The sequence below is a fragment of the Halorubrum ezzemoulense DSM 17463 genome (assembly GCF_002114285.1).
Classification (GTDB): domain Archaea; phylum Halobacteriota; class Halobacteria; order Halobacteriales; family Haloferacaceae; genus Halorubrum; species Halorubrum ezzemoulense.
On sequence record NZ_NEDJ01000010.1, the window covers coordinates 1 to 13335 of the forward strand.

General features: G+C 70.4%; 17 protein-coding genes. 12 read left to right on the forward strand and 5 right to left on the reverse strand.

All coding sequences use genetic code 11. The annotated features are described in order from the left end of the window. Positions 1 to 874, reverse strand: an 874-nt coding sequence (mvaD, locus tag B9H04_RS04680; RefSeq protein ID WP_085682489.1) for a phosphomevalonate decarboxylase MvaD, incomplete at its 3' end; no start/stop codon positions are given. Between the two features lie 105 nt (positions 875 to 979). Between mvaD and B9H04_RS04685 the strand changes: the two genes are divergently transcribed. Together B9H04_RS04685 and B9H04_RS04690 are read left to right on the forward strand one after the other, a co-directional pair. Further along, positions 980 to 1486, forward strand: a complete 507-nt coding sequence (locus B9H04_RS04685; RefSeq protein ID WP_049929420.1) for a hypothetical protein — start codon at positions 980 to 982, stop codon at positions 1484 to 1486. 82 nt (positions 1487 to 1568) lie between these two features. Further along, a complete protein-coding gene (locus tag B9H04_RS04690) occupies positions 1569 to 1904 on the forward strand; it encodes a 2Fe-2S iron-sulfur cluster-binding protein (RefSeq protein ID WP_049929421.1) in 336 nt (111 codons plus the stop codon). A 21-nt stretch (positions 1905 to 1925) separates the two neighbouring features. Here B9H04_RS04690 and B9H04_RS04695 read toward each other — a convergent pair whose 3' ends face one another. Then, positions 1926 to 2243: an ASCH domain-containing protein gene (locus tag B9H04_RS04695; protein ID WP_049929422.1), complete on the reverse strand. Its 318-nt coding sequence runs from the start codon at positions 2241 to 2243 to the stop codon at positions 1926 to 1928. Positions 2244 to 2453: 210 nt separating this feature from the next. On the opposite strand from B9H04_RS04695, the gene pyrB reads away from it, so the two are divergent. The 3 genes from pyrB to B9H04_RS04710 all read left to right on the forward strand — a co-directional run bounded on the left by pyrB (position 2454) and on the right by B9H04_RS04710 (position 5112). Beyond that, the gene (gene pyrB, locus B9H04_RS04700) at positions 2454 to 3401 is read left to right on the forward strand and encodes an aspartate carbamoyltransferase (RefSeq protein WP_049929423.1); all 948 of its coding nucleotides are present in this window, start codon (positions 2454 to 2456) and stop codon (positions 3399 to 3401) included. Further along, positions 3398 to 3856 carry an aspartate carbamoyltransferase regulatory subunit gene (gene pyrI, locus B9H04_RS04705; protein ID WP_049929424.1) on the forward strand — a complete coding sequence of 153 codons (459 nt, stop codon included), beginning with the start codon at positions 3398 to 3400 and terminating at the stop codon, positions 3854 to 3856. Before pyrB ends, pyrI begins: the two co-directional genes overlap by 4 nt. A 395-nt stretch (positions 3857 to 4251) precedes the next feature. Beyond that, positions 4252 to 5112: a glycoside hydrolase family 10 protein gene (locus B9H04_RS04710; protein ID WP_085682490.1), complete on the forward strand. Its 861-nt coding sequence runs from the start codon at positions 4252 to 4254 to the stop codon at positions 5110 to 5112. Positions 5113 to 5307: 195 nt separating this feature from the next. On the opposite strand, the gene B9H04_RS04715 is transcribed toward B9H04_RS04710, so the two are convergent. Then, on the reverse strand, positions 5308 to 6960 hold the full coding sequence (locus tag B9H04_RS04715) for an NADH-quinone oxidoreductase subunit D (protein ID WP_049929426.1): 1653 nt from the start codon (positions 6958 to 6960) through the stop codon (positions 5308 to 5310). Between the two features lie 84 nt (positions 6961 to 7044). Between B9H04_RS04715 and B9H04_RS04720 the strand changes: the two genes are divergently transcribed. Beyond that, positions 7045 to 7713, forward strand: a complete 669-nt coding sequence (locus tag B9H04_RS04720) for a helix-turn-helix domain-containing protein (protein ID WP_049929427.1) — start codon at positions 7045 to 7047, stop codon at positions 7711 to 7713. Positions 7714 to 7816: 103 nt separating this feature from the next. On the opposite strand, the gene B9H04_RS04725 is transcribed toward B9H04_RS04720, so the two are convergent. After that, positions 7817 to 8560, reverse strand: coding sequence for a ThuA domain-containing protein (locus B9H04_RS04725; RefSeq protein ID WP_049929428.1), 744 nt, complete (start codon positions 8558 to 8560; stop codon positions 7817 to 7819). A gap of 110 nt (positions 8561 to 8670) precedes the next feature. On the opposite strand from B9H04_RS04725, the gene B9H04_RS04730 reads away from it, so the two are divergent. Then, complete coding sequence (locus B9H04_RS04730) at positions 8671 to 8886, forward strand: hypothetical protein (RefSeq protein ID WP_049929429.1); 216 nt, start codon at positions 8671 to 8673, stop codon at positions 8884 to 8886. Positions 8887 to 8913: 27 nt separating this feature from the next. Here B9H04_RS04730 and B9H04_RS04735 read toward each other — a convergent pair whose 3' ends face one another. After that, on the reverse strand, positions 8914 to 9300 hold the full coding sequence (locus B9H04_RS04735; RefSeq protein WP_049929430.1) for a TlpA family protein disulfide reductase: 387 nt from the start codon (positions 9298 to 9300) through the stop codon (positions 8914 to 8916). 218 nt (positions 9301 to 9518) lie between these two features. Here B9H04_RS04735 and B9H04_RS04740 point away from each other — a divergent pair, with 218 nt between their 5' ends. The 5 genes from B9H04_RS04740 to B9H04_RS04760 all read left to right on the forward strand — a co-directional run bounded on the left by B9H04_RS04740 (position 9519) and on the right by B9H04_RS04760 (position 13312). Beyond that, positions 9519 to 10436: a PLP-dependent cysteine synthase family protein gene (locus tag B9H04_RS04740; protein ID WP_049929431.1), complete on the forward strand. Its 918-nt coding sequence runs from the start codon at positions 9519 to 9521 to the stop codon at positions 10434 to 10436. A gap of 55 nt (positions 10437 to 10491) precedes the next feature. Further along, the gene (locus tag B9H04_RS04745) at positions 10492 to 10899 is read left to right on the forward strand and encodes a hypothetical protein (RefSeq protein ID WP_049929432.1); all 408 of its coding nucleotides are present in this window, start codon (positions 10492 to 10494) and stop codon (positions 10897 to 10899) included. After that, on the forward strand, positions 10899 to 11471 hold the full coding sequence (locus B9H04_RS04750) for an MOSC domain-containing protein (protein ID WP_049929433.1): 573 nt from the start codon (positions 10899 to 10901) through the stop codon (positions 11469 to 11471). Before B9H04_RS04745 ends, B9H04_RS04750 begins: the two co-directional genes overlap by 1 nt. A gap of 103 nt (positions 11472 to 11574) precedes the next feature. After that, the gene (locus tag B9H04_RS04755) at positions 11575 to 12687 is read left to right on the forward strand and encodes a DUF3179 domain-containing protein (protein ID WP_049929434.1); all 1113 of its coding nucleotides are present in this window, start codon (positions 11575 to 11577) and stop codon (positions 12685 to 12687) included. Beyond that, on the forward strand, positions 12677 to 13312 hold the full coding sequence (locus B9H04_RS04760) for a hypothetical protein (protein WP_049929435.1): 636 nt from the start codon (positions 12677 to 12679) through the stop codon (positions 13310 to 13312). Before B9H04_RS04755 ends, B9H04_RS04760 begins: the two co-directional genes overlap by 11 nt. The last annotated feature ends 23 nt before the right edge of the window (positions 13313 to 13335 follow it).

Genomic DNA, 13335 nt, shown 5'->3' on the forward strand with positions numbered 1-13335 from the left:
CGTACACCGAGGCCCCGGTGTCGGTCGAGAAGTAGACAGGGACGCCCGACTCGCGGAGTTCGCGCACCGCGTTGAACACGGCGATCGTCTCGGGCTGCCAGTACACCCATCCCGCGGGGCCGGTCATCGTCGTGGCCGTCAGGGACAGCGAGTCGTGCTCCGCCGTCTCGAAGATCCGGTCGAAGTCGCCCGTGCGGAGCGCGTCGGTCATCTCGACTAGCTGGTCTTGGACGTGCGCGGTCCGCGCCTGCATCATGTGGCTCGCGGCGGCCTCGCGGTGGGCCTCCTCCGTCTCCTTGTACGCGGGGACGTGTGCGGCGACGATTCGGAGGTCCTCCTCGGGGTCGAAGCCGTCCTCGCTCACCCCCACGTCGAGCCGGGAGGAGCGACAGTCCTCGTCGTTGAGCCCGGCGTCGAGCCGCGAGTACGCGCCCGTCACCGAGCGGGCGGCAGAGGAGGAGCCGCGGCGGGCGACCGTCGAGACCTCCGGGAGAGACATGTCGAGGCCCGCGGCCTCCACGAGGGCGAGTGCGGCGGCCGCGAAGCCCGACGAGGAGGAGCCGAACCCGATGTTCGACGGGAAAGAGTTCTCGCTCTCCAGTCGGACGGCGGCGTCGACGCCGGCCAGGTCGCGGACGTGGTCGACGACCATGTCGATGCGCTCGGCCGCGCGGCCGTCGACCGCCTCGCCGCCGATGACGTACGCGTCCTCGCTCGCGTCCGGCTGCCACTCGACGGTGGTCGTCGTGGCGGTCGGCGCGGTACAGAGGCTGATGCTGTCGTGGTACGGGAGCCGCAGTTCCTCGTCGCGCATCCCGTGATACTTGACGAGCCCCTGAATCGGGTGGGCTCGCGCGGTGGCCTTGCCGGTCATGTCTCGGGAAGCGTCCGGCGGGGGATTAGTCGTTGCGATAGGTGGGAGGCGGTGCACGACCGTTGTCGGAACAAGATATTACTGAGATGCGACGCAGGGCCCGACATGGTCCGCCGCGACGCGCTCCTCCGCCGGCCGCGAGCGAAGCCGTACGCCCTCGCCGCCGTCACGGCGGGAGTGGTGTTCCTCGAAGCCGTGACTCGGTCCCGCCAGTACGCGATACGGGAGGGACAGCCGGTGACCGCCCGAACGCCGCTCGACCTCGTGGTCGACGTCGCCGGAACCTACCTCGTGGTGCCGGGGCTTCTGTTCGTCGCGTTCTACGCGCTTATCGCTCCCGGCTCGCGGATTCCACTGACCGGCCGGTCGCTACTCGCGTTCTTCGCGGGCGCGCTCATCGGCGGGCTCGCGGGACAGTACGTCGGAGTCGCTCCCCACTCGCTCAGGACCCTGCTGTGGTCGGAGACCTTCGCGGCCGACCCGCAGATCCTGCGCCTGTGGGTCGACGTGTTCGGATCGATCGGTCGCGACTTCCTCGTCGCCGTCGGCGTGTTAGTCGTGGCGCGGACCGTTCGGGACAGGCGGAGCGAGCGCTCGGACGCCGCCGCGTAGCGACCGAGCGCTCGCTTCCGTCCCCGCGCCGGCGACGGGATAGAGGGAACCCTTTTTGACCGGTCGGCGGGTACTCCGCGCCATGACAGAGTACACCGTCGAGTTCGTCGGCACCGACGAGACGATCGAGGTGGCCGACACGGAGACGATCCTCAGCGCCTGCTTCGAGGAGGGGATCGCTCAGGAGTACTCCTGCCGCGTCGGGATGTGTCTCGCCTGCTCCGCCGAGATCGTCGAGGGCGAGGTGACACAGCCCGCGGCTCGTGGCCTCTCCGACGAGGAAGCCGAGCGGTACGCGCTCACCTGTATGGCCCGCCCGCAGTCCGATCTGAAGCTCGACCGCGGGAAGTACCCGCCGAGCATCGAGGACGACGCGGCGACCGCGGCGGGCGACGGCGCGGCCGCGGACGACGACTGAACTACCTCATCATCTCCGGTCCTACTCGGCGCGCTCGAACCGGTGTCTGACCACGTCGGCGTCGTCGTCCCACTCGAAGTTGCCGCCGTGGGCGCGGACCATTCGCTCCTTGTACGCCGACAGCGACGGCGACCCCTCGCGCTTCGCGTCCTCGTCGGTCATGTCGCCGAGCGTGCGCTCGGTCACCTCGACCAGTTCGAAGGCGACGCCGTCGATCTCGAAGGTGTCGCCCTCTTCGCCGTATCGGTTCCCGCGGTGGAGCTGCGTCACCTCGCCGTCGAGGGCCGCCTGCTTCACGCGGTCGTTCGGGAGCAGGTCGGCCGGGTCGTTGTCTGCCATGCGATCCGCTTCGGTCCGCGGCGGCTTATGTACGGCGGCGAGGGGCCGGCACGGCGGCGAGTCTTCGACTCTGTCGCGCCGATCCCGGACCGGTTCGGGGCGCGTTGCGGATATCGAAACGGCGACCCGAGCGGGTACGCACGTCCGTGAACACCCGCGCTGCGCCCCGAGCCGAGGGATTCAAGATACTGCCGACACCCATCTCTGACGATGCGACAGGACCACCTCATCACCGCGACCCAGCTCTCGCGGGATGACATCGAGGCCGTACTCGACCGGGCCCGGGCGGTCGCCGACGACCCCGCCGCCTACGCGGACCGGCACGCCGGCCGCGTGCTCGCGCTCTGCTTCTTCGAGCCGAGCACGCGGACCCGGATGAGCTTCGACAGCGCGGCCAAGCGCCTCGGGATGAACACCATCGACATGGGCGACGTCGACTCCTCGTCCGTCTCGAAGGGGGAGTCGCTGTCCGACACCGTCCGCGTCATCGAGGGGTACGCGGACGCCCTCGTCCTCCGCCACCCCAGCGAGGGTGCCGCGACGCTCGCCGGGGAGCGCGTCGACGTGCCGGTCGTCAACGCGGGCGACGGCGCCGGACAACACCCCTCCCAGACGCTCCTCGACCTCCACACGATCCGCGAGGACCACGGGCTCGACGACCTCACGATCGGGGTCATGGGCGACCTGAAGTACGGCCGGACGGTCCACTCGCTGGCGGCCGCGCTGACGGAGTTCGACGCCAACCAGCACTTCATCAGCCCCGAGTCGCTGCGGCTCCCGCGCTCCGTGCGCTTCGACCTCCACGAGACGGGCGCGCAGATCCGCGAACACGACGATCTCGAACCCATCCTCGACGAGCTCGACGTGCTGTACGTCACCCGGATCCAGAAGGAACGGTTCCCGGACGAGAACGAGTACCACCGCGTCGCGGGCGAGTACCAGATCGATGCCGAGACGCTGGCGGACGCCCCCGACGACCTCACCGTGATGCATCCGCTCCCGCGCGTCGACGAGATCGCGCCCGACGTCGACGAGACCGACCACGCCCGCTACTTCGAGCAGGCGCACAACGGGATCCCGGTGCGGATGGCGCTGCTCGACACCCTGTTGGAGAACGCGAACCCCGACGGCGACGAGGGGACGGAGGTGGGTCGATGAGCGATCACGAGCTGCGCGTCTCGAAGATCCGCGACGGCACCGTTATCGACCACGTCGAGGGGGGCCAGGCGCTGAACGTCCTCGCAATCTTAGGCATCGACGGCTCCGAGGGGTTGGGCGTCTCCGTCGGGATGAACGTCCCCTCCGACCGGCTCGGCCGCAAGGACATCGTGAAGGTCGAGGACCGGGAGCTGTCGCAGTCGGAGGTCGACGTGCTCTCGCTCATCGCGCCCGAGGCGACGATCAACATCGTCCGCGACTTCGAGGTCGTCGAGAAGAACCGGGTCACCCGTCCCGACGGCGTCACCGGCGTGCTCTCCTGTCCGAACCGCAACTGTATCACCAACGCCGGCGAGCCGGTCGAGACGCGGTTCGACGTGGTCGCCGACGGCGTGCGCTGCGACTACTGCGCGACGATCCTGCGGTCCGACATCGCCGATCACATCGACGTCTGAGACGGCCGGCGCCGCGGGTCGCTCCGCTCGGGGCAGCCTGTTTTCGGTCCGTCCTACTCGGGGCGACCTGTCTTGTTCCGACCTATTCGGGGCGACCTGTTCTCGGTCCGGTAGGTTTTAGCGCCCACCGTTCCAACCGGCAGGTATGAGCAAGAAAGCCAAGCTCGTCCTCGTCCTGTCGCTCGTCGCGCTCGCGTACTTCCTGTTCGCCGGCGACAAACAGCCGGTCGAAGTGGAGTAACCGCGAGACGCCGCGCTCGCGCTCTCCGCTCGACGCCGCGCTCGTCACACCACTCGCCGCACGGCACGTCGAATTAGACTCCGCGTCGACTCGCCTCCCCGATCGACCACCCCGATACCGTCCGCTTTTACCGACCAGTCACGTATGTGACTCCATGTACGGGGTCGTCACGCGCAACGCCGACGAGGTCGCGATGGAGCCGTTCGACCTCGGCTTCTACGAGGTGAAAGACGTCACGGGGCGGGCGGCCGAGCCCCTGCCGGACGCCGTGAACATGGTGTCGTGCTTCGGCGACAACGCGGCCGCGAGCGAGGACGACGACCTCGTCCCGGCCGACGAGCGCGGCGAGCCGGCGACCCGCGACCGCGACTACTTCGACTGGGCGTACATCTGCCCGACACACCCGGAGTACCGCGAGGGACTCTTGGAGATCATCGCGGACTGCGCCGCCGAGAACGAGGACGTGCGCCTCGACGACGTGGGGTTCCCCCGCGAGGGGTTCTGTCACTGCGACCGCTGTGAGCGTCTGTTCGCCGAGAGCGATCGCGAGGAGTTCGCCGACTGGCGCGCGGACGTGATAACCGACTTCGTCGCCGAAGCGGCCGATCTGGTCCCCGGCCGGCTCCTGCTGACGCTGTACCCCGACCCGTACCCCGACCACCTCTACGAGCGGGCCGGCCTCGACATCGACCGCCTCGCCGCCCACGTCGACGAGTTCGTCGTCCCGCTGTACGACACCGAGTACGCGACGACCTACTGGCTGGAGACCATCGCGCGGGGGTTCCGCTCGATGCTCGGCGGCGACTACTCCCTCCACGGCGCGCCGCCGGAGACGCCGTTCTCGCTGGAACTGTACGCGGTCGAGGTCGACGTCGACGACCTGATCCACGCGACCGAGGTCGCCGAGACGTACGCGAAGGACGTGTTCTTCGGCTACGACGCGAACAACGCGGCCGCCGCGGTCCGCCGGAAGGACGCCGACTCGCGCGACGGCGAGGTCCACCGGCCGGACTGACCGGGCGCGTCGGCCGTCCGCCCGCGACTCCGTGGACGAGGGTTTAAATACGCCCGCGGTCGACTGCTACTCGACCGGCCGCCGGCGCGCGACACAACCGGTCGTCTCGCGTTCGCGCGAGGCGGTCGCCTTTCAACGTCCGCGCCGTAGCGGCGGTCGTCCTACACCGATGAGCCGCCGGCTCGCCGCGCCGCCTCAGCGGTCGACCTCTCCCATGATCGTGTCGAGACTGCCGAGCGCGGCGATCAGGTCCGGTATCGACTCCCCCTCGGCCATCTCCGGCAGCGTCTGGAGGTTCGAGAACGAGGGCCCGCGGATCTTGAACCGCGCCGGCTTGTCGGTGCCGTCGGCGCGGATGTAGATGCCGAGTTCGCCCTTGGCGCCCTCGACGGCCCGGTAGATCTCCGTGTCGTCGGCCGGCCGGATCGTCCGCGGGACGTTCGCCTGAACGGTCCGCTCGTCCTCGGGCCAGTCTTCGAGCAGGTCGACGCACTGCTCGATGATCTTCGCGGACTCCTCGACTTCGCCCATCCGGACGAGCAGGCGACTGTAGTTGTCGCAGCCGTCTTCGGTCACCACATCCCAGTCGAGCTCGTCGTAGTAGCCGTACGGGTCGTCGCGGCGGAGGTCGTAGTCGACCCCCGAGCCGCGGACGACGGGGCCGGTCGCGCCGTAGCTCTTCGCGACCTCCGGCGGGAGGGTTCCCGTGTCCACTGTGCGGAGCTGGAGGATCTCGTTCCGGGTCAGGAGGTCGTGGTACTCCTCGATGCGGCGCGGGAGGCCGTCGAGGTACTCGCGGACGCTCCGCAGGAACTCCTCACGGGGTTCGGGGAGGTCCCACGCGACGCCGCCGAGCCGGAAGTAGTTGAACATCAGCCGCTGGCCCGTCAGGTCCTCGACGATGTCCTGAACGCGCTCGCGCTCCTGTATGGCGTACATGAACGTCGCCGTGAAGTCGCCGATCACGTCGAGCGCGTACGCGCCCATCGCCAGCATGTGCGAGAGGATCCGGCTGAACTCCGCGGCCATGGTGCGGACGACGTGCGCGTACTCTGGCACCTCGATGTCGGCGAGGTCCTCGGCGACCCGGGCGTACGCCCACTCGTTGAGCAGCCCCGCGCCGCCCCAGTCCCAGCGGTCGGGGTACGGCATGATCTGGTGACGGTACGTCCCGGACTGCGCCATCTGCTCCTCGCAGCGGTGGATGTAGCCGATGTCGGGCTCCACGCCGACGACCGTTTCGCCGTCGAGGGTGACCTGGAGGTGTAAGACGCCGTGGGTCGCGGGGTGGTGCGGCCCGATGTTGAGCAGCATGGTGTCGCTGCCGGTCGCGGTCGACGACCCGGGTTCGATCGGCTCGTTCTCGGAGAGGGCGGCGATCTGCGGCTGATCCTTATCGTAGTCCATCGACAGGGGGTGCCCCTGCCACGTCTCGGGGAGCAGGATCCGGCGGAGGTCCGGGTGGTCGTCGTACTCGATCCCGACGAGGTCGTACGCCTCGCGCTCGTGCCAGTCCGCGGTGCGGAACACGGACGCGGCGGACTCCGAGACCGGGTCCTCCTTGTCGGTGGGAACCACGACGCTGAGCTCTCGGGTCGGGTCGTCGTAGGAGCGCAGGTGGTAGATCGACTCGTACCGGTTCTCGTACTCCTGTGCCGTGACGCAGGCGAGGTGGTCGTACCCCGCCTCGTCTCGCAGCGTGGAGAGCGCCTCCTGAACCGCGTCGGGTCGGACCCTCGCCGCGGGGGCGTTCAGGTGGCTCTCACGCCCCGTGATCAGCCCGCGGACGGACGAAAACGCGTCCGCCGTCTCCTCGTCGTCGCGCTCGCGCAGCAGCTCTGTCGACATACCGGAAGAGACGCGAGCGCACGACCCGAGGCTTCTGCCGGCTCAGTACGGATATTTATAAAACCGCCGTCGTCATTGTCCGCCGTGAAGTATCTGCGCCTCGAACTCCGGTACCCGCCGGAACTCATGCATCCGATGCACCGACTGGTCGACGAGTCGGACGCCATCGGTCGGGACGTGCTCCTTCACGGCAGCCTCTTCGACGAGACCGCCGACACCTTCCTGTTCTACGTGGAAGGGGACATCGACGTGTACGTCGACGCGCTGCGGTCAGTCGACCGCATCCGGGAGTTCGAGGTCACCCGGATCGACGGGACGGGCTACTACGTCTTCCTCACGCAACGGCGCGACGCCGTCGACGACGCGATGTTCGGGTCGCTCCGGCGGACCGGCATCGTCGTGGTCCCGCCGATCGACTTCCGTCCGAGCGGCGTCGCGAGGCTGACGATCCTCGGGGATCACGAGCCGCTCCGGGAGGGCCTCGCCGCGCTCCCGGAGCGGATCGAAAGCGAGGTCCTCCGCATCGGCGAGTACGACTGGCGCAAGCACCTCTTCGACCCGGGACTGACCGACCGGCAGTTCGACGCGGTCGCGGCCGCCGTCGAGTGCGGCTACTACGAGTCCCCGCGCGCGGCGTCCGTCTCGGATGTCGCCGAGCGGATCGGCGCCTCGCCGAGCACCGCGTCCGAACACCTCAGGAAAGCCGAATCGGCCATGATGAACGCGTTCATGCGACTGCGCGACGTGGCCTGACAGCGGGTGGCTGACGGCGTTCTCGCCCGACGATGCGCCAGGCCGACGACGCGTCCGTCCGACGACGCGTCCGTTCGACGACGCGCCCGTTCGACGATTCTCCTCAGTGAACGGTCCGGTCGTCGCTCGTGTCGATCTCTTCTCTCGGGTCCGCGTTGCCGAACTCGGGCGTCGGCCCGTCGCCAGGCTCCGCCCAGCCGACCGCGTTCCGGAGCACCCGTCGGACGTCCTCGTCGTAGTAGATCGGGTACGTCTCGTGACCGGGCCGGAAGTAGAACACCCGCCCGTTCCCGCGGCGGTAACAGCAGCCGGAGCGGAACGTCTCGCCGCCCTCGAACCAGGAGGTGAAGACGAGCGTGTCCGGCGCCGGCACGTCGAACCGCTCGCCGTACATCTCCGTCTCGTCGAGTTCGATCGCCTCGCCGATCCCGTCCGCGATCGGGTGGCTCGGCTCGATCGCCCAGAGCCGTTCGCGCTCGGCGGCCTCACGCCACTTCAGCGAGCAGCTGGTCCCCATCAGCCGCCTGAATATCTTCGAGTAGTGGGCGGAGTGGAGGACGAGGAGGCCCATCCCGTCGAGGACGCGCTCGTGGACGCGGTCGACGACCGCGTCGCGCACCTCGTCGTGAGCGGCGTGGCCCCACCAGACGAGCACGTCGGTGTCGTCCAAGACCGCTTCAGTGAGCCCGTGCTCCGGTCCCTCATCGAGGGTCGCGGTGCGGACCTCGTGGCCCCCCTCGCGGAGCGCGTCGGCGACGACGGCGTGGATGCCGTCGGGGTACACCTCGGCGACGGCGTCGCTCTCGCGCTCGTGGCGGTACTCGTTCCAGACCGTGACGCGTGCCATGCTCGGGGTCGACGCCGCACCGACTTGAGCGGTCGGCCTCGCCCTGGCGCGCGGACTCGGCGATAGGCGCCCACCCGAAAGTACTTGCTCCGCGCGCGAGACCACGGAATATGGCTGGTCCCCGACAGTTGTACCGCCGGGCCGACGACTGGGCGCGCGGCCTCTCGCGGCTGCGCTACGCCCTCTTCACCGGCGCCGTGGTGACGGCGTCGGTGCTCGCGGTCGGCGTCGCTCTCGGCGCGTCGACGACGGTTCAGGCGGTCACGATGGGCGTCGTGATGGCCGCGCTCTACTACGCCGGCGACGTGAACGCGGAAGACGGTTGAGTCCGTGTCGCGGCCCCGAACGTCGACTCAGGCCGTCGCTTCGACGTCCGCGAGCCGGTCCGCGAGGTACTCAGCGATGGAGACGGCCTCCTCCTCGACGAACCGCGCGACCTCCTCGCCCTCTGGCGACTCGACGACGACGGTGGGGATAAGCCCGATCTCGTACGCTTCGACGAGTTCGCCCTCCTTCCCGTCCGGGCCCTTCGTCACCGGGAACGACTCGATGCGGTCGTCCGGGACGCCGGCGGCGGCGAGCGCGGCACCGAACTCGGGGAGCTGTCGCTGGCAGTCGATACACCAGTCGCCGCCCCACACTTTGAACACGTAGTCGTCCGCCGCGAGCGCGTCGAGAACCGAGTCGTCGAACGCGTCCGCGTCGAGGTCGTCCGCGGGCGCGAGCGTTTCGAGAGTCATGGGGATCGATAGATCACGGAGGCACGTAAACGGCGCGTCGGTGGCAAGAGCACATTCGCTTCGGGTCCGTCGACGACACCTCGTCGAGTTCGCAGACACACCTGATTTCTGTCCTCGGCTACAGACCGACTGCTGACACCCCCGAAGCCCCAGCCGCGGGCGACATCGATTGCCGGAGTCCGCGGGGCCTTTGGGTCACGACCGCCTCGGTTCGGGTAATGGACGACGACATCCTGTCGACGCTCGGCTCGCCGCTGGTGCGGGTCGACGCGCCCGCGGGGACGACGGTCGCGGCGAAGGTCGAGTCCCGCAACCCGGGCGGCTCGGCGAAGGACCGCCCCGCGCTGTACATGGTTGAGGCCGCCGAGGAGGCGGGCGAGATCGAGCGGGGCGACCGCATCGTCGAGCCCACGTCGGGCAACACCGGCATCGGCCTCGCGATGGTCGGCGCGGCGCGCGACTACGACGTCACCCTCGTGATGCCCGAAGGGAAATCGATCGAGCGCCGCCGACTCATGCGGGCGTACGGCGCCACCGTCGAGCTCGTCGACGGCGACATCTCCGACGCGAAGGACCGCGCCGACGAGCTGGAGGCGGAGCCGAACACCGTCCAGCTCCGCCAGTTCGAGAACTCCGCCAACCCCCGCGCGCACTACGAGACGACCGGCCCGGAGATACTCGATCAGGTGGGCGACCGCACCGTCGACGCTCTGGTCGCCGGGGTCGGCACCGGCGGGACGATCACCGGGATCGGCCGCCGTCTCCGAGAGGCGTTCCCGGACGTCCGGATCGACGCCGTCGAGCCCGCGGACAACGCCGTCCTCTCGGGCGAGGAGCCGAGCGCCGACGACTTCCAGGGGATGGGGCCGGGCTTCGTCTCGCCGAACCTCGAGGTGGACCTGATCGACGAGGTCCACACGGTCGAACTCGGCGACGCCGAGACCGAGTGCCGCAGGCTCGCTCGCGAGGAGGGGATCCTCGTCGGCCAGTCGTCGGGCGCGTCGAACCTCGCGGCGAAGGTCGTCGCGGCCGAACTGCGCGAGAGCGGCGCGTTCGTCGGCGAGGAACCCCTCGTCGTCACCGTCTTCTGGGACAGCGGCGAGCGGTACTTGACGGCGGGGACCTTCGACGAGTGACCGCGCCGCGGCGGTCGACCCCGGTGTTGATTAGCGTTCGGCGCCCAGATCGGGCGTGAACACGCGCGCCGAATCGGAGACGGAGCCGCCCGACCGCGACCCGGCCGACGGCGGTCCGACGGGGGGCTCGGACCGCCGCTTCGACGGACCGTGGCTCGCCGCGATAGCGGTGACCGTCGGAGCGTGGACGGTCCTGTACGCGGTCGACTGGGCGCTGCTGACGCCTGCGACCCCGGTTGGACCGGCCGTCGCCTTCGCGCACAGCTACCTGCTCGCGCCCCTGGCGACCGCAACGATCCTGCTCGACGCGCTCTCGCTCGCCGAGCGACGCGTCGCCGACCTGGGCGTCTTCAAGTGGATCTACGCGCTGGCCGCGCTCCCCGCGCCTCCGGTCGCCGCGCTCTACTACGCGCACCGCGAATGGCTGAAGCCGGACGACACGACGCTTCTCGGGGAGCCCTGATGCCGGCGGACCGGCCACCCGAATCGACCAGCGCGGACGCGGCCCCCGGCGCGGTCGCCGGCCTCGTGACGGCCCCCGAGGGCGGCGCCCCGCCGGCCCGTCGCGAGGCGGTCGAGGTCCGTCCCGACGGCGTGGAGGGGGACCGCTACCGCCGCGGCGACGGCCACTTCCAACTCGACGGCTGCGCGGTCACGCTCGTCGCCGGGGAGGCGCTGACCGCGGTCCGTGAGGCGACCGGCATCGACGTGCGCGACGGCCGTCACCGTCGCAACGTGGTCGTCGAGGGGTTCGGCGCGGAGATGGACTCGCTCCTCGGCGCGACCGTCGCGGTCGGCGACGCGCGCCTCCGGCCGACCCGACGCCGACCCCCGTGCGCACGCGTCGAGGAACTCGCCGGCGAAGACGGGCTGGCGTCGGCGCTCCGGAACCGCGGCGGCCTCTGCTGTGACGTGGTCGAACCGGGGTCCGTCGCCGTCGGCGATCCGGTGACGGTGCGGGAGGCCGACCCGCGGACCGCCGGCGCGGCGATCGCCGACCGGTTGCGGGAGCGATCGTCGAGCGGTCACGAGTAGCGACCCCGCCTCGTCGGGCATCGGACTGCCGCCGGAGATCGGCTGTGCGTGTGAATTACACCCGCGCTGCGGATTTTATACGCTCGAAGCCGGAGACGACGACATGTACCGAACCCGTCGCGCGGCGCTGGCCGGGATCGCGGCGGTCGGCGGGGCGTCCCTCACCGGCTGCCTCGGGGGCCGAGCGACGGACTCCGTCACCGGAGGCGCTGAGGACACGGGTGCCGGAGCTCCCCCGCCGACCGTCGACGCCGGCTATCACCTCGCGTACGAGGCCGACACCCTCGTCTCCGAGTCGCTCGACGGCGGCGTCGGCAAGGATGGGATCCCTTCCGTCGACGACCCCGCGTTTCGGCCGATCGCGGAGGCGGATATGGCTGGCAACGAGCCGGTGTTCGGCGTCGTCCGCGGCGGCGAGGCGAAGGCGTATCCACGTCGCATCCTCTCGCACCACGAGATCGTCAACGACGAGGTCGGCGGCGAGTCGGTCGCGATCACCTACTGCCCGCTCACCGGGACGGCACAGGGGTTCCGTCGCGGCGACACGACGTTCGGCGTGTCGGGCCGGCTCGTGAACTCGAACCTGATCATGTACGACCGCGCCACCGACAGCTGGTGGCCGCAGATGCTCGCCACCGGGGTCGACGGGTCGATGGCCGACGAGACCCTCGACGAGTTCCGCGTCGTGTGGACGACCGCCGGCGAGTGGGCGACGCGACATCCCGACGCTTCCCTCATGACCGAGGAGACCGGCTACGTCCGCCGCTACGACAGCGACCCGTACGGGAGCTACGCGCCGCTGAGCGGGTACTACGTGCGGGACGGGACCAGGTTCCCGCCGCTCGCGTCCCCCGAGGACGGCCACGCGAAGTCCGTCGTCATCGGGGCGCGGACCGCGACGGGCGCGGTCGCCTTCGACAAGACCACGCTGCTCTCGGAGCGAGTGCTGACCGGGACCGTCGGCGAGGGCGGCCCCGCCGTCATCGCCGTCGCCGACCCTGCCCTCTCGACGGGGTACGTCTACCGGAACCCCGACGAGGTCGCGGTCGAACCGGACGGCGACGAGTACCGAGTCGACGGTGAGGGCGGGTTCGAGGCTGCGGACCTGCCGCTCGAACGGCTGCTCGTGTTCGACGCGATTTGGTTCGCCTGGTACGGCTTCTACCCGGACACCGCGTTCGTCGGGGAGCACACGCGGGCGGGCTATGGGGGCTGAGACCGCCGCGCCGGCCGCGTCGCCGCGCGCGTGGCTCGCCGGACTCGTCCGCCGGACGGTGTTCGCCGTCCGCGCCGCCCTCGGTCGGCGCGACGGCCGGGCGACCGCGGGTGCCGTCACCGGCGCCTATCTCGTTGCCTACCACCTCGGACTCGGCCACCTCGGTCTGCGCGCCGGCGCGGTCGAGTCGGCCGGGACGCCGCGGTTCGACCTCGTCGTCGCCGCCGACCCGGTCGCGCTCGCGACCCGGCGCGTCGCGCCGTTCCAGTACGAGCCCGTGGCGCTGCTCTCCGCGGGACCGGTCGAGTACCTCTTCGCTCCCGTCAACGCCGCCCTCGGGCTCGCGCTCGCGGTGCTCGTCGGCGTCACGCTCGCCGTCTCGGTCGTTGCGTGGCGCGGCCCCTCGGCCTGTCGGATCGGCGCCGGCGCGGGGGCCGCCGCGGGCCTTCCGGGGATCCTCTCCGGGGTCGCCTGCTGCGGCCCCGCGTTCCTGGCGGTGATCGGCCTTCAGGCCTCGGCGGGACTGCTCGCCGCGTTCCGGTGGTTCATGCCGGCGTCCGTGGCCGGGCTCCTCCTCACGCTCCTGTGGGTCGGGAGCCGGGTCGACCCGGGGGCCGTGGGCTGACCTCGCCCGACCGGCTCACGGCC